This is a genomic window from Curtobacterium sp. MCLR17_032 (assembly GCF_003234795.2).
GTDB lineage: Bacteria > Actinomycetota > Actinomycetes > Actinomycetales > Microbacteriaceae > Curtobacterium.
Genome location: NZ_CP126268.1, coordinates 1,225,333 through 1,245,979, shown reverse-complemented (window position 1 = coordinate 1,245,979; position 20,647 = coordinate 1,225,333). Strand labels below are relative to the sequence as shown.

The 20,647-nt window shown below is 71.5% G+C and carries 22 protein-coding genes; 3 read left to right on the top strand and 19 right to left on the bottom strand.

Annotation, left to right across the window (positions count from 1 at the left end):
* Positions 1-101: 101 nt before the first annotated feature.
* Together DEI97_RS05875 and DEI97_RS05870 are read right to left on the bottom strand one after the other, a co-directional pair.
* A complete protein-coding gene (locus tag DEI97_RS05875) occupies positions 102-1,241 on the bottom strand; it encodes a prephenate dehydrogenase (protein ID WP_111075482.1) in 1,140 nt (379 codons plus the stop codon).
* 119 nt (positions 1,242-1,360) lie between these two features.
* Entirely contained in the window at positions 1,361-2,113 is a 753-nt protein-coding gene (locus DEI97_RS05870) for a pseudouridine synthase (protein WP_258376747.1), read from the bottom strand.
* A gap of 207 nt (positions 2,114-2,320) precedes the next feature.
* Between DEI97_RS05870 and DEI97_RS17785 the strand changes: the two genes are divergently transcribed.
* On the top strand, positions 2,321-3,886 hold the full coding sequence (locus tag DEI97_RS17785) for a hypothetical protein (RefSeq protein WP_258376744.1): 1,566 nt from the start codon (positions 2,321-2,323) through the stop codon (positions 3,884-3,886).
* On the opposite strand, the gene scpB is transcribed toward DEI97_RS17785, so the two are convergent.
* The 9 genes from scpB to DEI97_RS05820 all read right to left on the bottom strand — a co-directional run bounded on the left by scpB (position 3,813) and on the right by DEI97_RS05820 (position 10,807).
* A complete protein-coding gene (scpB, locus tag DEI97_RS05860; RefSeq protein ID WP_111075484.1) occupies positions 3,813-4,538 on the bottom strand; it encodes an SMC-Scp complex subunit ScpB in 726 nt (241 codons plus the stop codon). The genes DEI97_RS17785 and scpB overlap by 74 nt on opposite strands.
* Complete coding sequence (locus DEI97_RS05855) at positions 4,528-5,421, bottom strand: segregation and condensation protein A (protein WP_181439305.1); 894 nt, start codon at positions 5,419-5,421, stop codon at positions 4,528-4,530. The genes scpB and DEI97_RS05855 overlap by 11 nt, the downstream gene beginning before the upstream one ends.
* Positions 5,405-6,283, bottom strand: coding sequence for a ParA family protein (locus tag DEI97_RS05850; protein WP_111075486.1), 879 nt, complete (start codon positions 6,281-6,283; stop codon positions 5,405-5,407). Before DEI97_RS05850 ends, DEI97_RS05855 begins: the two co-directional genes overlap by 17 nt.
* 131 nt (positions 6,284-6,414) lie before the next feature.
* Entirely contained in the window at positions 6,415-7,236 is an 822-nt protein-coding gene (locus DEI97_RS05845; protein WP_111075487.1) for an SseB family protein, read from the bottom strand.
* 4 nt (positions 7,237-7,240) lie between these two features.
* On the bottom strand, positions 7,241-7,987 hold the full coding sequence (priA, locus tag DEI97_RS05840; protein ID WP_111075488.1) for a bifunctional 1-(5-phosphoribosyl)-5-((5-phosphoribosylamino)methylideneamino)imidazole-4-carboxamide isomerase/phosphoribosylanthranilate isomerase PriA: 747 nt from the start codon (positions 7,985-7,987) through the stop codon (positions 7,241-7,243).
* A 20-nt stretch (positions 7,988-8,007) separates the two neighbouring features.
* A complete protein-coding gene (gene hisH, locus DEI97_RS05835) occupies positions 8,008-8,646 on the bottom strand; it encodes an imidazole glycerol phosphate synthase subunit HisH (RefSeq protein ID WP_111075489.1) in 639 nt (212 codons plus the stop codon).
* Entirely contained in the window at positions 8,643-9,245 is a 603-nt protein-coding gene (gene hisB / locus DEI97_RS05830) for an imidazoleglycerol-phosphate dehydratase HisB (RefSeq protein WP_111075490.1), read from the bottom strand. The genes hisH and hisB overlap by 4 nt, the downstream gene beginning before the upstream one ends.
* Positions 9,242-10,348, bottom strand: coding sequence for a histidinol-phosphate transaminase (locus DEI97_RS05825; RefSeq protein ID WP_111075529.1), 1,107 nt, complete (start codon positions 10,346-10,348; stop codon positions 9,242-9,244). The genes hisB and DEI97_RS05825 overlap by 4 nt, the downstream gene beginning before the upstream one ends.
* A gap of 96 nt (positions 10,349-10,444) precedes the next feature.
* The gene (locus tag DEI97_RS05820) at positions 10,445-10,807 is read right to left on the bottom strand and encodes a LysM peptidoglycan-binding domain-containing protein (RefSeq protein ID WP_111075491.1); all 363 of its coding nucleotides are present in this window, start codon (positions 10,805-10,807) and stop codon (positions 10,445-10,447) included.
* Positions 10,808-11,063: 256 nt separating this feature from the next.
* On the opposite strand from DEI97_RS05820, the gene lexA reads away from it, so the two are divergent.
* Positions 11,064-11,708, top strand: coding sequence for a transcriptional repressor LexA (gene lexA / locus DEI97_RS05815; RefSeq protein WP_111075492.1), 645 nt, complete (start codon positions 11,064-11,066; stop codon positions 11,706-11,708).
* A 74-nt stretch (positions 11,709-11,782) separates the two neighbouring features.
* Here lexA and hflX read toward each other — a convergent pair whose 3' ends face one another.
* A complete protein-coding gene (gene hflX / locus DEI97_RS05810) occupies positions 11,783-13,327 on the bottom strand; it encodes a GTPase HflX (protein ID WP_111075530.1) in 1,545 nt (514 codons plus the stop codon).
* Positions 13,328-13,388: 61 nt separating this feature from the next.
* On the opposite strand from hflX, the gene DEI97_RS05805 reads away from it, so the two are divergent.
* Positions 13,389-14,000 carry a class I SAM-dependent methyltransferase gene (locus DEI97_RS05805; protein ID WP_111075493.1) on the top strand — a complete coding sequence of 204 codons (612 nt, stop codon included), beginning with the start codon at positions 13,389-13,391 and terminating at the stop codon, positions 13,998-14,000.
* 175 nt (positions 14,001-14,175) lie between these two features.
* On the opposite strand, the gene dapF is transcribed toward DEI97_RS05805, so the two are convergent.
* The 7 genes from dapF to DEI97_RS05770 form a co-directional block, all read right to left on the bottom strand.
* Entirely contained in the window at positions 14,176-15,066 is an 891-nt protein-coding gene (dapF, locus tag DEI97_RS05800; RefSeq protein ID WP_111075494.1) for a diaminopimelate epimerase, read from the bottom strand.
* Positions 15,063-16,022, bottom strand: coding sequence for a tRNA (adenosine(37)-N6)-dimethylallyltransferase MiaA (gene miaA, locus DEI97_RS05795; protein ID WP_111075531.1), 960 nt, complete (start codon positions 16,020-16,022; stop codon positions 15,063-15,065). Before miaA ends, dapF begins: the two co-directional genes overlap by 4 nt.
* A 49-nt stretch (positions 16,023-16,071) precedes the next feature.
* Positions 16,072-17,580, bottom strand: coding sequence for a tRNA (N6-isopentenyl adenosine(37)-C2)-methylthiotransferase MiaB (gene miaB / locus DEI97_RS05790; RefSeq protein WP_111075532.1), 1,509 nt, complete (start codon positions 17,578-17,580; stop codon positions 16,072-16,074).
* A 73-nt stretch (positions 17,581-17,653) separates the two neighbouring features.
* Positions 17,654-18,574: a regulatory protein RecX gene (locus tag DEI97_RS05785; protein WP_111075495.1), complete on the bottom strand. Its 921-nt coding sequence runs from the start codon at positions 18,572-18,574 to the stop codon at positions 17,654-17,656.
* A complete protein-coding gene (recA, locus tag DEI97_RS05780; protein WP_110904761.1) occupies positions 18,571-19,623 on the bottom strand; it encodes a recombinase RecA in 1,053 nt (350 codons plus the stop codon). The genes DEI97_RS05785 and recA overlap by 4 nt, the downstream gene beginning before the upstream one ends.
* 276 nt (positions 19,624-19,899) lie before the next feature.
* Positions 19,900-20,124, bottom strand: coding sequence for a DUF3046 domain-containing protein (locus DEI97_RS05775; protein ID WP_111075496.1), 225 nt, complete (start codon positions 20,122-20,124; stop codon positions 19,900-19,902).
* A 70-nt stretch (positions 20,125-20,194) separates the two neighbouring features.
* On the bottom strand, positions 20,195-20,503 hold the full coding sequence (locus DEI97_RS05770) for a helix-turn-helix domain-containing protein (protein WP_110823882.1): 309 nt from the start codon (positions 20,501-20,503) through the stop codon (positions 20,195-20,197).
* Positions 20,504-20,647: the final 144 nt, after the last annotated feature.

Sequence of the window (20,647 nt, the reverse complement as noted above, 5' to 3'; positions counted from 1 at the left end):
GCCGCCGAGGGGTCCGGGCTGGTCGGCCGGCGTCGGCAGACCGGAGTCGGGGGCGTCCGGGCCGCCGGTGACGCCGGACTCGAGCGTGGTGTCGTTGTCGTTCAGGCCCATGCTGCTGCGATCCTCCATCCGCGACCCTCGAGTTCCTCGACGAGTCGCTGTTCGTGCTCCGGGACGACCGACACCTCGACGATGCCGATCTGCGCTCCGGGCGAGTGCTCGAGGCGCAGGTCCTCGAGGTTGATGCCGAGTTCCCCGATGGTGGTGAGGAGTTCGGCGAACTGCCCGGGTCGGTCGTCGATCAGGACGACGACCTGGGCGAAACGTGCGGTGGACCCGTGCTTGCCGGGCAGTCGCTCGACGCCGCGGTTGCCCGACGCCATCGTCTCGGCGATGGCGCGCGGGGACCCGGCCGCGGCGGGGTCGGCGAGCGCGGTGAGCACCCGGTCGAGTTCGTCACGGAGGTCGGCGAGCACCGGGCGGATGTGCTCCGCGTTGGCACCGATGATCTGCACCCACAGGCCCGGGTCGCTCGCGGCGATGCGCGTGACGTCGCGGACACCACCGCCGGCCAGGCCGAGGGCTTCGCCGGGGGCGTCGCGGAGGCGCGAGGCCATCAGCGTCGCGACCAGCTGCGGCGCGTGGGAGACGACCGCGACCGCCCGGTCGTGCGACTCCGGGTCCATCGGAACGACCGTCGCTCCGAGGTCGAGCGCCAGGTGTTCGACCACGGCGGCACGCTGGTGGCTGATGTCGTCGTGGCCGGCGATGACCCAGGGACGACCGATGAACAGGTCGGCACGGGCGGCGGTCGGACCACTGCGTTCGCGGCCGGCCATCGGGTGCGAACCGATGTACCGCGAGACGTCCGCACCGACGGCACGCAGGCGGTCGAGCGGCCCGGACTTGACGCTGGCGACGTCGGTGACGACGGCGTTCGGGTGGTTGCGGAGTTCACGCTCCACGACCGTCGCGGTGACGTCCGGCGGCACGGCGACCACGATCAGTTCAGGTTCGTCCCCCGCTGCCGGCGGTCGTCCGGCGCCGTAGTCGACGGCGAGCGCCAACGCGGCCGGGGAGACGTCGTCGAGGACGACCTCCACCCCCTTGTCACGCAGGGCCAGGCCGATCGAGGCACCGAGCAGTCCGGTCCCGACGATCCGCACCGGTCCGCGCACACGGCGGTCGATGTCGGCGCGCGACGGTTCTCCGTCGGTCGCGGTCGTGCTGGCGTCGGTCACCCGGCAAGCCTATCGAGCGCAGGTGCCGGGCAGCAGGACGGCGCCGGGCCTGTGGAGAAGTCCCCACCAGGTCCGGCGCCGTCCGTGTCGCGGTCAGACCGCGACGATCGACCCGCTCGTCAGTCCGTGCTCTCCGCGTCGTCGTCGCCGGTGCGGGTGTCCGCGGTCCGGGCGATGCCGAGCAGCTTGCCGAGCTCGACCGTGGTCAACTCGCGCACCTCGCCCGGCGCCAGGCTGCCGAGCTGCAGCGGTCCGAACGACCGGCGCACGAGCTCGAGGACCGGGTGTCCGACCGCTTCGAGCATGCGGCGCACGATCCGGTTGCGGCCGGAGTGCAGCGTGATCTCGACGAGCGACTCCCCGCGCGAGGACTCGAGCAGCCGCGCCTTGTCGGCGGCGATCTGGCCGTCCTCCAGCTCGATGCCCTCGAGCAGCATCTGCAGCGTCGAGGGGACCATGTTGCCGTCGACCTTCGCGACGTAGGTCTTCGTCACGCCGAACGACGGGTGCGCCAGGACGTGGGCGAGCCCGCCGTCGTTGGTCAGGATGAGCAGCCCGGCGGTGTCGAAGTCGAGTCGGCCGACGTTGAACAGCCGCTCCTCGAACTGCTCGACGTACTGCGACAGGTCGGGACGGTCGTGCTCGTCCTGCATGCTCGAGACCACACCGGTCGGCTTGTTGAGGACCACGTACCGCCGGGAGGTGTCGGTCTGCACCGGCACCCCGTCGACCGCGACCTCGTCGGTGTCCGGGTCGACGCGACGGCCGAGCATGTCGGCGACCTCGCCGTTCACGGTCACGCGGCCCTCGGAGATCAGGTTCTCCGCGACTCGACGGCTCGCCACACCGGCAGCGGCGATCACCTTCTGCAGGCGCTCACCGCCTTCCTGGAGGTCCGGCTCGCCCCCGGCGGTCGTCGTCCCGTCCGCCGGGTCCCAGTCGGGGATGATCGGGCGTTCGGGTGTGCCCTCGGCGGGCCGCCCGGCGTCGTCGCGCTCCCCGGCCGGGAGGGGCGTCGTCCGCTTGCGTGCGGGGTCGTTGCGCGGGCTGGTCGTGCCACCGACGTAGCGGCGGCCGTTGTGCCACACGCTGCTCGGGGCACCGTCCGGGCTGCGACGGTCCTCGCGGCGGGGGTCGGCACCGCGCTCGGCGCCACGGTCGTCCGGACGACGGGAGGCTCCGCGGTCGTCACGCCCGCGGTACCCACCGCGCTGCTCGTCACGGCCACCGCGGTCGTCGCGGCCGCCGCGGGAGTCGCGTCCCTGGTACCCACCACGCTGCTCGTCACGGCCACCGCGGGAGTCACGCCCCTGGTACCCACCACGGTCGTCGCGTCCACCGGTCCGGCTGTCACCGGTCCGGCGGTCGCCGGCGTCGTCGCGGCGCACGAAGCGTCCGCGGTCGTCGTCACGGCTCACGAAGCCGCCACGGTCGTCGCTGCGTCGGTCGGCGCCGCGCGTGTCGCGCTCGGGACGTCCGCGGTACCCACCGGCAGCGCGGTCGTCGTTGCCGCGGTACCCGCCGGAGGGACGGTCGTCCCGCCCGCGGTACCCACCGCTGCTGCGGTCGTCGCCGCCGCGGTACCCGCCGGTCGGACGGTCACCGCCGCGCTCGTCACGCCCACGGAACCCACCGGTCGGACGGTCCCCACCACGGTCGTCACGCCCACGGAACCCACCGGTCGGACGGTCCCCACCACGGTCATCGCGGCCACGGAACCCACCGGCGGAACGGTCGTCACGACCGCGGTACCCACCACTGCTGCGGTCGTCGCCGCCACGGTACCCACCGGTCGGGCGGTCTCCCCCGCGCTCGTCACGCCCGCGGTACCCACCGGTCGGACGGTCCCCACCACGGTCATCGCGGCCACGGAACCCACCCGTCGGACGGTCACCGCCACGCTCGTCACGCCCACGGAACCCACCCGTCGGACGGTCACCGCCACGGTCATCGCGCCCACGGAACCCACCCGTCGGACGGTCCCCACCACGGTCATCGCGCCCACGGAACCCACCCGTCGGACGGTCCCCACCACGGTCATCGCGGCCACGGAACCCACCAGAGGAACGGTCGTCACGACCGCGGTACCCACCACTGCTGCGGTCGTCGCCGCCACGGTACCCACCGGTCGGACGGTCACCGCCACGCTCATCACGCCCGCGGTACCCACCGGTCGGACGGTCACCACCACGCTCGTCACGCCCACGGAACCCACCCGTCGGACGGTCCCCGCCACGGTCATCGCGGCCACGGAACCCACCCGTGGGACGGTCGCCGCCACGCTCGTCACGCCCGCGGTACCCACCACGCTCGCTGCCACCGGCCCGGTCGTCGCGCCCGCGGTACCCGCCGGAGGAACGGTCGTCTCCCCCGCGGTACCCACCACGGTCGCCCCCGGCGCCACGGTCAGCACGGGCGCCACGGTCGTCGCGTCCGCGGTACCCGCCGGAGCCGGCCCCGTCGCGTCCGCGGGGTGCGTCGTCGCGGCGACCCGCGCCTCCCGGCCGGTCACCGCCCGGACGTCCGGACCCGCCGCGGCGGTCGTCGTCTCGTCGTGCACGGTCGTTCTGGTCAAACCCGGCCATCGGGGATCCTTCCGGTCTGCCCGAAACCGTCCGCGCCGTCCTCCAGGAGGGGCGAGATGAGCGGAAGCTCGTCGAGCGAGTTGATGCCGAGCTGCTGGAGCAGCAACTCGGAGGTGACGTAGTTGATCGCGCCGGTCTCGGAGTCGGTGAACGACTCCTCGATGAGGCCGCGCGCGACGAGCGTGCGGACCACGCCGTCGACGTTGACGGCCCGGATCGCGGCGATCTGGGAGCGGGTGATCGGCTGCTTGTAGGCGACCACGGCGAGGGTCTCGAGGGCCGCCTGGGACAGGCGTGCCGGACGTTCCGCCTCGACGAACTGCTCGACGACGGCGTCGAGCTCGGCACGGACGTAGAAGCGCCAACCGCCGCCGACCTCGCGGAGTTCGAAGCCGCGCCGCACGGTGCCGTCGGTGCCGTCGAAGTCGGCGACCAGGCGGTCGACGGCCTGCCGGACGTCGGGGACCGGTGCACCGACGGCGGCGGCGAGGGCCACGAGGGACTGCGGCTGGTCGGCGATCATCAGGATCGCTTCGAGCTGCCGGTCGACGGGCACGTCGGCGGCCAGGTCTGCGAGCGCGTCCGTGGCGGCTGCGGCGCCGCGCAGCTCGACCTCGAGCGCACGGGCGTCCTCGATCTCGTCCGCCCCGCCCGGCTCGGCGGATCCCCCGGCGCGCGACCGAGCGCCGTGCGCGTGCACGTCATCCGTCATAGTCGGCTCCCAGGTTCGCGAGGCTCTCGTCCGTCCAGTCGAGCGCGGTCCACCGGAGGACCAGTTCCCCGAGCGGTTCGAGTTGTTCGAACGAGATGGAGGCGTTCCGGTACAGCTCCAGGATCGCGAGGAAACGAGCCACCACGATACCCGCCTGGTCGACCCCGGCGATGAGTTCCCGGAACGTGACGTCCGGCGTGCCCTCGTCGGCGCGGGTGCGGAGGACCGACACCACGATGGCCGCCTGCTCCCGGATGCTGATCGCGGGGGCGTGCAGGTGGTCGAGTCCGACGGTCGGGATCTCTCTCGGTGCGAAGGCCAGCGCCGCCATCGCCGCGAAGTCCTGCACGGACAGCGTCCAGACGAGTTCCGGCGTCCGGGCGCGGAACCGCTCCTCGAGCCGGACGCTCCGGACGTGGCGTCGCGACTCGGCACCCCAGCGGTCGCCGAACCAGTCCGCCGCCTGCTTGAACGCCCGGTACTGCAGCAGTCGGGCGAACAGCAGGTCGCGGGCTTCGAGCAGGGCGACGTCCTCGGCGTCGACGAGTTCACCCTGCGGCAGCAGACCGACGATCTTCAGGTCGAGCAGGGTCGCGGCGACGACCAGGAACTCGCTCGCCTCGTCGAGTTCCTCACTCGACGAGGCCTGCCGCACGTACGCGATGAACTCGCCGGTGACGACGCTGAGGGCGACCTCGGTGATGTCCAGCTCGTGCTTCGCGATGAGCGACAGCAGCAGGTCGAACGGTCCGTCGAAGTTGCTGAGACGGACCCGGAACCCGGGTGCCGTCGTGGTGCCGACCGGCGCGTCGGTCGCGCTGTCGGCGTGTCCGGCCGATGCGGACGGGAGGCTCGTGGCCGGGTCCTCAGGCGACGGCGCCACGCTGGACGAGCTCTCGGGCCAGCTGCCGGTAGGCATGGGCCGCAGCGTGGTCCGGAGCGGTCTGCGTGATCGGTCGCGCCGAGACGGTCGCGTCCGGGAACTTCACGGTGCGCCCGATGACGGTGTCGAGGACCCGGTCGCCGAAGGTCTCGACGACGCGCTCCATGACCTCCCGCGAGTGCAGGGTCCGCGAGTCGTACATGGTCGGCAGGATGCCGTCGAGCAGCAGTGCCGGGTTCAGCCGGTCCCGCACCTTGTCGATCGTCTCGATGAGCAGGGCGACACCGCGCAGGGCGAAGAACTCGCACTCGAGCGGGATGAGCACGCCGTGCGCCGCGGTGAGGGCGTTCACGGTGAGCAGGCCGAGCGACGGCTGGCAGTCGATGAGGATGACGTCGTAGTCGTTCGACACCTTCCGCAGCACGCTCGCCAGGATCTGCTCGCGGGCGACCTCGTTGACCAGGTGCACCTCGGCCGCGGACAGGTCGATGTTGGCGGGGATGACGTCGAGCAGCGGCACGTTCGTCGGCTGGATGACCTGGTTCGGGTCCTTCACGGCGCCCATCAGCAGGTCGTAGACCGTGGGGATGTCGTGCGTCCGGACACCGAGACCGGCGGACAGTGCGCCCTGCGGGTCGAAGTCGACGGCCAGCACACGGCGGCCGTACTCGGCGAGCGTGGCACCGAGGTTGATGGCGGTGGTGGTCTTGCCGACCCCGCCCTTCTGGTTGCACAGGGAGATGATGCGTGCGGGACCGTGGCCGTCCAGCTCTTCCGGCACGGGGAACGCCCGCACAGGCCGACCGGTCGGACCCGTGACGATGTCGCCGGTGCCGGAGGCTGTCGTCGGGGTGCTGCTCACCGGGCCATCGTACCGGCGCGCTCGCACGGGGTCGGGCCGCACCGCCGCGTGGGGTGCGGGTCGGGGCGGACGGAGGGCGCGCCTCCCGGCCGTGTCCGACCGACGGCCGGTCTCGATGCCGGTGCCGTCGGTCAGGCGGCGCGGAGGGCGACGCGCATGCTGTCGACCCGTTCCGCGATGACCGGGTCGCTCGCCCACCGCTGCTGCAGGCGGCCGACCAGCTCGGCGATCTGCTCGCGGTCGAGGCCGGCGATGAGCCGGAGGCCGACGGTCAGCTCGGGCCCGGCGAACCGGGACAGCGGGTCCCCCGGCGACAGCTCGATCCGGACCACGGCGGGCTCGGTCTCGATCGTGCCGGCGAAGGCCCGCGCGACCTCCGGGTCCTCGGAGCACGGCGTCCACGGCAGGTCCTGGCCGAGCGCCCACACCGCGGGCCGGCGGAGGACGAACTCGGTCGCTGCCGTCGGGTCGAGCACGACGAGCTGCGTGTCCTCGCTCGCGGCGGCCATCGCGACCCGACGGGACTCGACCGGGATCGGCCGGGCGTCCGCGTCCCAGGAGCGCATCGCCTCGACCGAGGTGAAGGCGGGCATCACCGCACGACCGTCGGGACCGGCGACCGTGACGATCGAGAGCTCCTGGGTCTTGTCGACGATCCGGCCGTCCGGGGTCTCCCCCACGTCGCCGGCCTCGGCGACGAGCGGGATGAGCAGACGGGCGGTGCGGAGGGCGTCGACGACCGCGGCGTGCGGGCCTCCGGACGCGACCGCGGTGATCGCGGCGACGACGGCGGGATCGGCCAGGCCGTCGTCCTCGGTGAAGGTCGTGTCGTGCGCGTCGAACGTGCGGCCGGCCCACGGGTTGCCGGCGGAGTCGGCCGCGTGGTCGTGGGCAGGCACTGCCTGCTCGTCGGGGTCCGGGCCGGCACCCCGGCCGTTCGAGATGCCCGCCACGCGGCTACTCCGACGCGATGTCGAGTGCGGCCGGCAGCGTGAACGCCCCCGTGTACAGGGCCTTGCCGATGATCGCGCCCTCGAGCCCGTGCGGCACGAGTTCGCGGAGCGCACGGAGGTCGTCGAGCGTCGAGATGCCGCCCGAGGCCACCACCGGCTGGTCGGTGCGGTCGCAGACCTGGCGCAGCAGGTCGACGTTCGGGCCCTGCAGCGTGCCGTCCTTGGTCACGTCGGTGACCACGTACCGCGCACATCCGGCGTCCTCGAGCCGGTCGAGGACCTCCCAGAGGTCGCCGCCGTCCTCGGTCCACCCACGGGCGGCCAGGGTGGTGCCGCGGACGTCGAGGCCCACGGCGATCTGCTCGCCGTACTGCCCGATCACCCGGGCCGCCCACTCGGGGTTCTCGAGCGCAGCGGTGCCGAGGTTGACCCGGGCGGCACCGGTCGCCAGCGCGGCCTCGAGCGAGGCGTCGTCGCGGATGCCACCGGAGAGTTCGACGGAGACCCCCTCGACCTCCCGGATGGCGTGCGCGATGACGCGACGGTTGTCACCGCGACCGAAGGCGGCGTCGAGGTCGACGAGGTGGATCCACTCGGCGCCCTGGTCGCGCCAGGTGCGGGCGGCGGCGACCGGGTCGCCGTACCCCGTCTCGCTGCCGGCTTCGCCCTGGGTGAGGCGCACCGCCTGGCCGTCGACGACGTCGACCGCGGGCAGGAGGACGAGGGGCTGGGTGGTGGAGAGCTCGGTCATGGTCCCGTCGGGATCGGGGGTCACAGCGACGAGACCCAGTTGCGGAGGAGGCGGATGCCGGGCTCGCCGGACTTCTCCGGGTGGAACTGCGTCGCGCTCAGCGGGCCGTTCTCGACGGCGGCGATGAAGCGTTCCCCGTGCTCGGCCCACGTCAGCTTCGGCGCGCGGAACGGACCGTAGGCGTCGAGCGGGAAGTCGGTGACCCCGTAGGAGTGCACGAAGTAGAACCGCTCGTCGCGGAGGCCGTCGAAGAGCACCGAGTCCTGGGGGGCGTCGATCGTGTTCCACCCCATGTGCGGCAGCACGTCCGCCTTGATCGGCTCGACGACGCCCGGCCACTGCCCGAGGCCCTCGACGTCGGCGCCGCGCTCGACACCACGGGCGAAGAGGACCTGCATGCCGACGCAGATGCCGAGCACCGGGCGCCCACCGGCCAGACGGTGGTCGACGATCTCGCCGCCGCGCACCCCCTCGAGCTGGTCGACGACGGCCGCGAACGCGCCGACGCCGGGGACCAGGAGTCCGTCGGCGGCGAGGGCCGTCTGCTTGTCGTTCGAGAGCGTGACGTCGGCGCCGGCGCGTTCCAACGCCTTCGCCGCCGAGTGGACGTTGCCGGAGCCGTAGTCGAGGACGACGACGTTCGGGCGGGTGGAGCTCACAACGTGCCCTTCGTGGACGGGATGCCGTCGACGCGCGGGTCGAGTTCGACGGCATGGCGCATCGCGCGGGCGAAGGCCTTGAACTCAGCCTCCGCGATGTGGTGGGGGTCGCGTCCCTCGAGGACGCGGAGGTGGACGGTGATGCCGGCGTTCATCGTGATCGCCTCGAACACGTGACGCACCATCGAGCCGGTGAAGTGCCCACCGATCCGGTGGAACTCGAAGCCTGCGGGCTCCCCGGTGTGCACGAGGTAGGGCCGGCCGGAGACGTCGACGACCGCCTGCGCCAGTGCCTCGTCGAGCGGGACCAGGGCGTCGCCGTAGCGGCCGATGCCGGCACGGTCGCCGAGTGCCTGGCGGAGCGCCTGCCCCAGGACGATGCCGGTGTCCTCCACCGTGTGGTGCACGTCGATGTCCGTGTCGCCCGAGCTCTGCACGCGCAGGTCGATCAGCGAGTGCTTGCTGAACGCGGTCAGCATGTGGTCGAAGAACGGCACGCTGGTCGAGATCTCGGACTTCCCGGTGCCGTCGAGGTCGAGCGACAGGGAGACGGTCGACTCACTCGTCGAGCGGGTGATCTCGGCGGTGCGCGCGGTCATGATCCAACCCTAACGGGCGGCTGCTCGGCGGCGACCGCACGCATGGCGTCGAGGAACGCGGTGGTCTCCTCGGTCGTGCCGGCGCTGACGCGGAGGTGGTTCGGGATGCCCAGGTCGCGGACGATCACGTCGCGCTCGAGCAGCGACTCGAACGCCGCACGCGGGTCGGCGACGCCACCGAACAGGACGAAGTTCGACCACGTCTCGTGCGGCTGGTAGCCCATCGCCCGCAGCTCCGTGACCATCCGGTCCCGCTGGCCGCGGATGTCGTCGACCATGCGGAGCATCTCCGGGGCATGCCGGAGGGCCGCGACCGCCGCCGCCTGGGTGAGCGCGGACAGGTGGTAGGGCAGGCGGACCAGGCGCAGGGCGTCGATCACCGCGGGGTCTGCTGCGAGGTAACCGACGCGGGCGCCGGCGAACGCGAAGGCCTTGCTCATCGTCCGGGAGACCACCAGGCGCGGGCGCCCCGGCAGCAGGGTCAGTGCCGTCGGCTGGCCGGCGGGCATGAACTCGGCGTAGGCCTCGTCGACCATCACGATGCCGTCGGTGGCGTCGTACACGGCCTCGATCGTGGCGAGGTCGAGCGGCGTCCCCGTCGGGTTGTTCGGGCCGCAGAGGAACACCAGGTCGGGCTGGTGCTCCTGGACCGCGGAGACGGCGGTCTCGGGAGAGATGCGGAACTCGTCGTCACGCTGAGCGGCGATCCATCGGCTGCCAGTGCTCGAGGCGATGATCGAGTGCATCGAGTAGGTGGGCGGGAAGCCGAGCACACTGCGCCCGGGGCCACCGAACGCCTGCAGCAGCTGCTGGATGACCTCGTTCGACCCGTTCGCCGCCCAGATCGACTCAGCACCCAGGCCGTGGCCGAGGTACCCGGCGAGGGACTGCCGCAACTCGGTGAACTCGCGGTCGGGGTACCGGTTCACGGTCGTCAGGGCCTGGCGGATCGAGGCGACGATGTCCTCTGCCACGTCCGCCGGAACCGGATGGGTGTTCTCGTTGACGTTGAGCTGCACGCGGACGTGCTTCTGCGGGGCGCCGTAGGGGCTCTGCCCGCGCAGGTCGTCGCGGATGGGGAGGTCTTCGAGCGTGGTTGCCACCGATCCATCGTAGGCCGCGCTGCCCGCGTGGGGACCGGCCGTCCGGACGGTCACGCCAGGGGCGAACGCCGACCTGCCCGGCCCGTCGGGAGCGGGTCAGTGCTCGTACTGCGTGGGGATCGAGATCTCTTGCCCGGCCTGCACTGCGGAACCGTTGAGCGCGTTCAGGCTCACGACGTCCTGGATGAAGTCACGGGGGTCGGTGTTCGGCGCGGTGTCCTCGGCGACCTGCCACAGGGTCTCCCCCGGCTGGATGGTCACGGTGTCGAAGTGCACGTTCGCCGCACGGTCACCGGCCGAGGCCTGGCCGCCGTTCAGCATCGCGATGCCGACGCAGAGCAGGACGGGAACGGCCGCGAGGGTGGTGAAGACCACTCGCCCGCGACGGGTGAGACGGAGGCGCGTGCGCGCTGCGGGTGCTGCGGTGTGCTGCATGTCCGCGATGGCGTTGGTGCTCATGTCGTTGCCTTCCTGCTTGCGTTGGTGCCGGTCCGACCGTGTCGGTCGTCCGAAGCCGTGTACCGAACATACGTTCGACTCGGAGGATGCACAACCCCCAGGAGGGGATTTGTGGGGAGTTTTCTTGCGACACGCTCGAACAGGTGTTTGTCCGACATGTCACGGTCGGATACTGTTTCGATCGACTGGAGCAAGTCTCATCGGGACCACTGACATTCCCGCGGGGCTCGGTTCCACTCCGGACGAAGGGCGAGACGTGGTGGACGAACTGCGCGGACAGAAACCGTTGACGGCGAAGCAGCAGTCGATCCTCGACGCGATCCGAGCGTCGATCGCGAGCCGGGGCTACCCGCCGAGCATGCGCGAGATCGGCGACGCGGCCGGACTCTCGTCACTGTCGAGCGTGTCCCACCAGCTCGGGCAGCTCGAGCTCGGCGGCTGGATCCGCCGCGACCCGAACCGCCCCCGTGCGCTCGAGGTGCTGGTCGACGAGCCCACGCCCGACTCCGACGGCCCCGACGTCGACGCCACGACACTCGTGCCCCTGGTCGGCCGGATCGCCGCCGGTGTCCCGATCACCGCCGAGCAGCACGTCGACGAGATCATCCCACTCCCCCGCCAGCTGGTCGGGACGGGTGACCTCTTCATGCTCAAGGTCGTCGGCGAGTCGATGATCGACGCCGCGATCTGCGACGGCGACTGGGTCGTCGTCCGGTCGCAGCAGACGGCGGAGAACGGTGACGTCGTCGCCGCGATGCTCGACGAGGAAGCGACCGTCAAGGTCTTCCGCCAGCGCGACGGCCACACGTGGCTGCTCCCCCGCAACACCGCGTTCGAGCCGATCCTCGGTGACGCGGCGACCGTCCTCGGCAAGGTGGTGGCGGTCCTCCGCTCCCTCTGAACCCCCGCAAGACGTACGACGACGGGAGGCGCGGTGCCAGCTGGCACCGCGCCTCCCGTCAGTCAGGCGCGCCGTCAGGCGGAGGCGACCGGCGCGACCACGTACGGGTCGAGCTCGGCGACCTCCCGCTGGAAGACGCGCACCCGGAGGCGCGTGCCCTCCTCCACGTAGTCGAGCGACTCGACCGCCCCGGAGTCGTGCAGGTGCGACACGAGGTCGCCGCGCGAGAACGGCACCACGACCGTGAGCTCGACGTCCGGCTCGGGCAGACGCGCTTCGATCGCCTCGAGCAGGTCCGGGATCCCCTCGCCCGTGCGGGCGGAGACGAACACGGCGTCCGGCGCGAGCCCGAGCAGCAGCATCCGCTGGGTGTCGTCGACCAGGTCGGCCTTGTTGAAGACGACGACCTCGGGGACGTCCCGGGCACCGACGTCGCCGATGACCTCGCGGACCGTGGCGAGCTGTGCTGCCGGGTCCGGGTGCGAGCCGTCGACCACGTGCACGATGACGTCCGCGTCGCCGACCTCTTCGAGGGTGGAGCGGAACGCCTCGACCAGCTGGTGCGGCAGGTTGCGGACGAACCCGACGGTGTCGGTGAACGTGAACTCGCGGCCCTTCGCGGTGTTCGTGCGGCGGACCGTCGAGTCCAGCGTCGCGAACAGCTGGTTCTGGACGAGCACGCCCGCGCTGGTCAGACGGTTGAGCAGCGAGGACTTGCCGGCGTTGGTGTAGCCGGCGATCGCGACGCTGGGGACCTCGTTGCGGTTGCGCTCGGCACGCTTCGCCTCACGCGCCGGGGTGAAGCCGGCGATCTGTCGTCGGAGCTTCGCCATCCGGGTGTGGATCTTGCGGCGGTCGAGCTCCATCTTGGTCTCACCGGGACCACGGGAGCCCATGCCCGCACCGCCGGAGACCTGACCACCGGCCTGTCGGGACATCGACTCACCCCAACCACGCAGGCGCGGCAGCAGGTACTGGAGCTGCGCGAGCTCGACCTGCGCCTTGCCCTCTCTGGTGGAGGCGTGCTGGCTGAAGATGTCGAGGATGACAGCCGTGCGGTCGATCACCTTGACCTTCACGACGTCCTCGAGCGCACGGCGCTGCGAGGGTGCGAGCTCGGTGTCGGCGATGACCGTGTCGGCTCCGGTGGCCTTGACGACCATCGCGAGCTCCTGGGCCTTGCCCTTGCCGAGGTAGGTCGCCGGGTCCGGGTTCGGACGGCGCTGCAGCAGCCCGTCGAGCACCACGGCGCCGGCGGTCTCGGCGAGGGCCGACAGTTCGCGGAGGGAGTTCTCGGCGTCCGTGGCGTCGCCCTGCGGGTACACGCCGATCAGGACGACCCGCTCGAGCCGGAGCTGCCGGTACTCGACCTCGGTGACGTCCTCGAGCTCGGTGGAGAGGCCGCCGACCCGGCGCAGCGCCGCGCGGTCCTCGCGGTCGTACTGTTCGCCGTCGCCGTCCCAGCCCTGCTCGTCGATCGAGCGGGTCTGGATCGCCTGTGCCGGCGCGAAGATGGAGGAGGCGGCGCGCTGGTCGGCGTTGCGCAGCACTCGTTCGACGACACCGTCTGCGCTGTCGTCGTGGATGGTCTGTTCGTCCTGCTGATGGGTATCCGTCATGCTGTCCACAGGGTACCTCCGGAGGCCTCGGGACACACGGGGTTCCCGGTACGGTTCTTCCATGGCGAACGACCACTACTTCTCGGCCACCCCGGAGAGCGCGGCACGACCGCGGCAGATCCGGGTGACCCTCGCCGGTCGGACCCTCGAACTCACCACCGCGGCGGGCGTCTTCAGCCCCGACGGCATCGACCGCGGCACGAGCGTGCTGCTGCAGAACGTGCCCACTCCGGCCGTCGCGGGCGACCTGCTCGACGTCGGCTGCGGCTGGGGTCCGCTGGCGATCACGATGGCCCTGCAGTCGCCGGACACCCACGTCTGGGGCGTCGACGTCAACGAGCGCGTCCTCGACCTGGCGCGGACGAACGCGGCCACCGCCGGTGCGGACAACGTCACCGTCGGGCTGCCGACGGAGATCCCGGCGGACCGGACCTTCGCCACGATCTGGTCGAACCCGCCGATCCGGGTCGGCAAGGACGAACTGCACGACATCCTCCGCACCTGGATCCCCCGCCTGGCGGTGGGCGGCGACGCCTGGCTGGTCGTGTCGAAGGACCTCGGTGGGGACTCGCTGCAGCGCTGGTTGCAGCAGATGCTGGGCGACGGCTTCACGGTCACGCGGGCGACGACCGACAAGGGCTTCCGCGTCATCCAGGTGCACCGCACGGCCTGACGGGGCGTCATGCGGTCATGCGCGCACGCGGTCGCGTGGTCACGCGGTCACGGCCTGGAGGCGCGGATCGCCGCAGCGACGTCGGCCAGGGTGATCCGGGCCTCCCGTCCGGCGTCACCGCCACCCGACGTCGAGACGGCTGCGCCGCAGCCCGTCGCATCGGGTAGGACGGAACTCAGACCGTCAGGTCCCCCGAGAACACCAGCTCGGCCGGCCCGGCGAGCGACACGTGCTCGCCGTCCTCCGTCGCCGTCATGCGCACCGTGAGCACGCCACCCGGCACGCGGACCCGCCACGTGTTCGGCGCCGACGCTCCGGCCCAGTACCGCGTGGCGAGCGCCGCGGCCACCGCGCCGGTGCCGCAGGACAGCGTCTCCCCGCTGCCGCGCTCGTGCACGCGCATGGTGATCTCGCCGACGCCGTCGGTGACCAGCGGGTCGCCGGGCAGGACGAACTCGACGTTCGCCCCCGCGGCCGGTGCCGGGTCGAGGACCGGGATGTAGGTGAGGTCGATGCCGGCGAGTTCGTCCTCGCTGGCGACCGCGACGACGACGTGCGGGTTGCCGACGTCGATGCCCAGGCCGGGTCGTGCGTTCGGCAGGGCCTTGGCCCGGACCAGGACGTCGTCCGATCCCCCACCCTCGATGCCGAGGCCCCAGCGTCCGAGGTCCGCGGCGAACCCGTTCGTGGAGCGCTGGATGTCGACGACGCCCTTCCGGCTGCCGACCGTCAGCGTGCGGCCCGGCTCGAGGTCGACGAGCCCCGCTTCGGTCAGGTAGCGGGCGAAGACGCGGATGCCGTTGCCGCACATCTCCGCCACCGAGCCGTCGGCGTTGTGGTAGTCCATGAACCAGGTCGCGTCGGGGTCCTCGGCGAGGATCGCCCGCCCCTCCGGGATCGCCTCGGACCGCACGGCACGGATGACGCCGTCGGCCCCGACTCCGAACCGACGGTCGGCGATGGCGCGGATCCGGTCGGGGGTCAGGTCGACCGTGGCGTCGGGGTCGGCGAACAGGACGAAGTCGTTGCCGGTCCCGTGGCCCTTGGTGAAGTGCAGCTCGGTCACGGGACGATCCTACGGGCCAGCTCGGACAGCTCCGCCGTGCCGGCGCCGGTGACGTCGAGCGTCTCGACGTGGGTGGTGTCGCCGTCGACGTAGCGCTTGAACCAGGACACCTGCCGACGGGCGTACTTGCGGGTGGCGATGCTGGTCGCCTCGATGGCCTGTGCGACGCTCGCCTCGCCGCGGAGGACCTGCAGCGCCTGCGCGTAACCGATCGCGGCGCGGGCCGTGGGGCCTTGCTCGAGCCCCTCGTCGCGGAGTGCGGCGACCTCGTCGACCAGTCCGTCGGCGAACATCCGCTCGGCCCGCACGCGCAGCGCCTCGACGAGCTGCTCGCGGTCGCGGCGCAGGTGCAGGACGTGGGCCGGCCGCCAGGACCGCGGGGCGGACGGGAGGCTCGGGGTGACGCGGTCCGATCGGCTCGCGATCTCCACGGCACGGATCAGGCGGCGCGGGTTCCGCGCGTCGATGACGGCGGCGGCCTGCGGGTCGAGGGCGCGGAGTCGCTCGAGGAGGACGTTCGGCCCACGCTCGCGGTGCTCACGTTCGAGCTCTTCGCGGAGGACGGGGTCGGTGCCCGGGAACGCGAGGTCGAACAGCACCGACGAGACGTACAGCCCGCTGCCACCGACGAGGACCGCGACCCCGGCGTCGTCCGTGATGTCGGCGATGACGGCACGGGCGTCGCGTTGGTAGGCGGCGACGCTGGCCTCGTCGGTGACCCGGAGGACGTCGAACATGTGGTGCGGGATGCCCCGTCGCTCGGACTCGGGGACCTTCGCCGTCCCGATGTCCATGCCGCGGTAGAGCTGCATGGCGTCGGCGTTGACGATCTCCGCCCGTCGTCCCTGCGCTCGGTACCGTTCGGCGATGTCGAGGGCGAGCTCGGACTTGCCGGTACCGGTCGCCCCGACTACGGCGACGAGGGGGGCGACCGCGACGAGTGGGGCGACCGCGATGAGCGGGGCGCCGGGGTCGACGGGGACGCCCGGGACGTCGCCGCTCGGGTCAGCGGCCGACACGGAGCGTGGGGAGGCCGAGCGACACCGGGCGGGGCCCCTCTCCGGCGACGGTCGGGCTCGGGACACCGCAGGACTCGGCCTGCGCGGTGTCCCAGGCGTCACCGGCGCGGGTCCGACGGATGCGGAGCGGAGCGTCGGAGTCGGCGAGGAGGAAGTGCGGCGCGGACCGGGTGATCTCCACGGACACGACGTCGCCGGGCCGCGGGACGTCGGACCCGGCCGGGACGGCGAAGTGCACCAGGCGCGAGTCCTCGGCACGGCCGGACAGCCGGTGCGTGGAGTCGTCCTTCTTGCCCTCACCCGTGGCGACCAGGACCTCGACGGTCCGACCGACCTGCCGGGAGTTCTCTTCAGCGGTGATGCGTTCCTGCAGGGCGATGAGCCGCTCGTACCGTTCCTGCACGACCTGCTTCGGCAGTTGCTCGTCCATCGTCGCGGCCGGGGTGCCGGGGCGGATCGAGTACTGGAACGTGAACGCCGTCGCGAAGCGGGCCTGTTCGACGACGCGCAGGGTGTCCTGGAAGTCGGCCTCGGTCTCGCCGGGGAAGCCGACGATGATGTCCGTGGAGATCGCGGCGTGCGGGATGGCCGCGCGGACCCGGTCGAGGATGCCGAGGAACCGCTCGCTGCGGTAACTCCGGCGCATGGCCTTGAGCACTCGGTCGGACCCGGACTGCAGCGGCATGTGCAGCTGCGGCATCACGTTCGGGGTCTCCGCCATCGCGGCGATGACGTCGTCGGTGAACGCGGCCGGGTGCGGGCTGGTGAAGCGCACACGCTCGAGACCGGCGATCTGCCCGGTGGCGCGGAGGAGCTTGCCGAACGCCTGGCGGTCCCCGAACTCCACCCCGTAGGAGTTCACGTTCTGGCCGAGCAGGGTGACCTCGATCGCGCCGTCGTCGACGAGTGCCTGGATCTCGGCCAGGACGTCACCCGGCCGGCGGTCCTTCTCCTTGCCGCGCAGCGAGGGCACGATGCAGAACGTGCAGGTGTTGTTGCAGCCGACGGAGATCGACACCCAGCCGCTGGAGGTCGACTCCCGCTTGGTGGGCAGCGTCGACGGGAAGACCTCGAGCGACTCGAGGATCTCGAGCTGTGCCTCGCCGTTGTGCCGGGCACGCTCGAGCAGGGTCGGCAGCGACCCCATGTTGTGCGTGCCGAAGACGACGTCGACCCAGGGCGCCTTCTCGAGGATGACGTCCTTGTCCTTCTGCGCCAGACATCCGCCGACGGCGATCTGCATGCCCGGGTGGTCACGCTTGATCGACGCGAGGCGGCCGAGGTTGCCGTAGAGGCGCTTGTCGGCGTTCTCGCGGACCGCGCAGGTGTTGATGACGACGACGTCGGCCTGCTCGTGCTCGGACCCCGAGGCCGCAGCGTCGACGTACCCGGCGGCGCGGAGGGAGCCGCTCAGTCGCTCGGAGTCGTGCACGTTCATCTGGCACCCGTACGTGCGCACTTCGTAGGTACGCGGGCGCGCGGCGACGGTGTCCATGATCGACCAGTGTAGGTCCGGGGACGACGACGGCCGGAGCGCGTCCGCCCCGGCCGTCGTCACGCGTCGCGCCCTACTCGAAGCGGACGGTCCCGCCCCCGGTCGGCGGACGTCGCGGTCCGTCCAGGGCTCGCTCGACGGCGACGCGGACGACGCCCCCGTTGTAGCCCTTGCGCATCAGGAACCCGGACAGCCGACGTTCGGCGGTCGCCCGGTCCAGGCCACGCATCTGCCCGGCACGCTTGGCAGCCAGTTCGAGCGCACGGACGAACTCGTCGTCCTCGTCGTCAGCGGCGGCTTCGAGAGCGGCGTCGATGGCCGTCTGGTCGATCCCCCGGCGGCGGAGGTCGGCGACGATCGCCTGCCGGCCCAGGCCCTTCCGCGCGTGCATCCGGTCGACCAGGTCGGTCGCCAAGGCCACGTCGTCGAGGAGGCCGACCCGCGTCAGCCGTTCGATCTCGTGCTCGATCACGTCGGCATCGAACTCGTCCTGCTTGACGAGCATCGTCCGGAGCTCGGAGGTGCTGACCCCGCGACGACTCAGGGCTCGCATGCTGATGCGCTCGGCGTCCGCACGCTGTTCGTCCAGCGGCCGCGGGGCGTCTGCGGGGTCGATCTCCCCGCCGGTGATCGAGAAGACCGAGGCGGTCGGAGCGTCGGCTTCCTCACCGTCGTACCCGCTCTGCTCGGCACGAGCCGTCCGCCCCGAACCGTCGCCGACCACGGGAGTCAGCCACTCGGACTGTGCCCCGCGGATCGGCAGCGGCACCGGGGTGTCCGCGTCGGCGCTGTCGACTTCCGCGCCAGCGCCGACGTCAGCACCAGTTTCGGCGTCAGCACCAGCGGTCCTGTCGGATCCCGGAGACTCGTCTACTGGGCCGGCCGACTCCGGGCCTGCGGCGCGGGACCCGGCAGCGGACGAACCCCGACGGGACCGCGCACCGAACAGGTCGGTGACCGGCGCGAGGTCCGCGTCGTCGTGTCCGGCCGTCACGCGCCCTTCGCGACCTTCGGCGCGATGGACTCGACCGGTGCGGCCTCCTTGGCCCCGCCGACGCCGAGCTTGGCGAGGATCTTGCCCTCGATCTCAGCGGCGATCTCGGGGTTCTGGATCAGGAAGGCGCGGGAGTTCTCCTTGCCCTGCCCCAGCTGGTCGCCGTCGTACGTGTACCAGGCACCGGACTTCTTGACGATGTTGTGGTCGACACCGAAGTCGAGCAGCGAACCTTCGCGGGAGATGCCGACGCCGTACAGGATGTCGAACTCGGCCTGCTTGAAGGGCGGCGCCATCTTGTTCTTGACGACCTTGACGCGGGTCCGGTTGCCGACGGCTTCGGTACCGGTCTTCAGGGTCTCGATGCGGCGGATGTCGAGGCGGACGGAGGCGTAGAACTTCAGCGCCTTACCGCCGGAAGTGGTCTCCGGCGAACCGAAGAACACACCGATCTTCTCGCGCAGCTGGTTGATGAAGATCATCGTGGTCTGCGTCTGGTTCAGCCCACCGGCGAGCTTGCGGAGGGCCTGCGACATCAGGCGGGCCTGCAGACCGACGTGCGAGTCACCCATCTCGCCCTCGATCTCGGCACGCGGCACGAGTGCTGCGACGGAGTCGATGACGATGAGGTCGATGGAGCCCGAACGGACGAGCATGTCCGCGATCTCGAGCGCCTGCTCGGCCGTGTCCGGCTGCGACACCAGCAGTGCGTCGATGTCGACACCGAGCTTCTTGGCGTACTCCGGGTCGAGCGCGTGCTCGGCGTCGATGAACGCTGCGATGCCGCCGTTGCGCTGGGCGTTCGCGATGGCGTGGATCGTCAGCGTCGTCTTACCGGAGGACTCCGGCCCGTAGATCTCGATGATGCGGCCACGGGGAAGTCCGCCGATACCGAGCGCGACGTCCAGCGCGACGGAGCCGGTGGGGATGACGGCGACCGGAGCGCGCTCGTCGGTACCGAGGCGCATCACGGCACCCTTGCCGAACTGACGGTCGATCTGGGCGAGTGCGGTCTCGAGGGCCTTCTCGCGGTCTACTGCTGATGGCATGGGATGCTCCTTCGTGCTGGTGACGGCCGCCTGTAGGCTGTCGCGTCCGGACCGGCCGATGGTGCAAGGCCACTCGTTCTGCGACAAGGCTTCGGACGTGTTCCGATGTCCATGAACCTACGGCCGCCCACCGACATCACTGCCGTGGCGAGCGTCGGTTGTTGATGGAGCATCCGGTCAACGTCGCTGTGCAGGAACGTAGCACCGACCGAACACGTGTTCGAGCGACACGCCGAACAGGTGTTCCCATCGGGGAGGGTCGGACAGGGCCGTTCGTCAGTCCCGCGGGTCCTGCAGACCGCGCCCGTGCCGACGCGCTTCCGGGACGTCCTGCGAGTCGCACAGCGCTTCCCAGACCGTGCGGGCGTCGATGCCCGCGGCCAGGGCGTCCGCTGCCGAACGACCGCCGAGCTGCTCGAGCACGACGTCCCGCGCGACGACGGCACCGTAGGCATCCCCGAACACCTGGTCGACGGCTCGCCAGAACTCACTCACGCGCATCGGACCACCCTAACAACGGGGAACGCCCCCGCCGGCGGACCGGCGAGGGCGTTCGTTCGTGAGATCGGCCTCAGCGCACCGCGAGGTCGTTGTCGAACTCGGCGACGAGTTCATCGGGAAGCGTGTCCGGGACCCGGGTGAGTCCTTCGACCACCGCGAGGCGGTCGCCCACTTCGCGCATGATCGTCGAGATGGGGGTGTCGAGAGCATCCGCGACCGAGGCGAGGATCTCCGAGCTGGCTTCTTTCTGACCACGCTCGACCTCGCTGAGGTACCCGAGGGCAACGCTGGCCTTGGACGCGACCTGACGGAGGGTCCGGCCCTTCTGCAAGCGGAAGTCCCGCAGCACATCGCCGATTTCCTGACGAACGAGAACCATGAGAACTCCTCCTTCCTGTCATCTCCGCGCCCGCTCGGTCGGGATGACCGAGCTCGGGTTCGGCAACGATGAGGTTGCCGGTTGCAGCATGTTAGCCAGTGCGGCTGCCGTCCTGCTGGAGATTGCGTGAGATGTAACCTGACG

Excerpts from the sequence above, each read along its gene's own strand:
- scpB (WP_111075484.1), bottom strand. The coding sequence starts at position 4,538 with ATGACGGATGACGTGCACGCGCACGGCGCTCGGTCGCGCGCCGGGGGA.
- priA (WP_111075488.1), bottom strand. The coding sequence starts at position 7,987 with ATGACCGAGCTCTCCACCACCCAGCCCCTCGTCCTCCTGCCCGCGGTC.
- hisB (WP_111075490.1), bottom strand. The coding sequence starts at position 9,245 with ATGACCGCGCGCACCGCCGAGATCACCCGCTCGACGAGTGAGTCGACC.
- DEI97_RS05820 (WP_111075491.1), bottom strand. The coding sequence starts at position 10,807 with ATGAGCACCAACGCCATCGCGGACATGCAGCACACCGCAGCACCCGCA.
- hflX (WP_111075530.1), bottom strand. The coding sequence starts at position 13,327 with ATGACGGATACCCATCAGCAGGACGAACAGACCATCCACGACGACAGC.
- DEI97_RS05805 (WP_111075493.1), top strand. The coding sequence starts at position 13,389 with ATGGCGAACGACCACTACTTCTCGGCCACCCCGGAGAGCGCGGCACGA.
- miaB (WP_111075532.1), bottom strand. The coding sequence starts at position 17,580 with ATGGACACCGTCGCCGCGCGCCCGCGTACCTACGAAGTGCGCACGTAC.
- recA (WP_110904761.1), bottom strand. The coding sequence starts at position 19,623 with ATGCCATCAGCAGTAGACCGCGAGAAGGCCCTCGAGACCGCACTCGCC.
- DEI97_RS05775 (WP_111075496.1), bottom strand. The coding sequence starts at position 20,124 with ATGCGCGTGAGTGAGTTCTGGCGAGCCGTCGACCAGGTGTTCGGGGAT.
- DEI97_RS05770 (WP_110823882.1), bottom strand. The coding sequence starts at position 20,503 with ATGGTTCTCGTTCGTCAGGAAATCGGCGATGTGCTGCGGGACTTCCGC.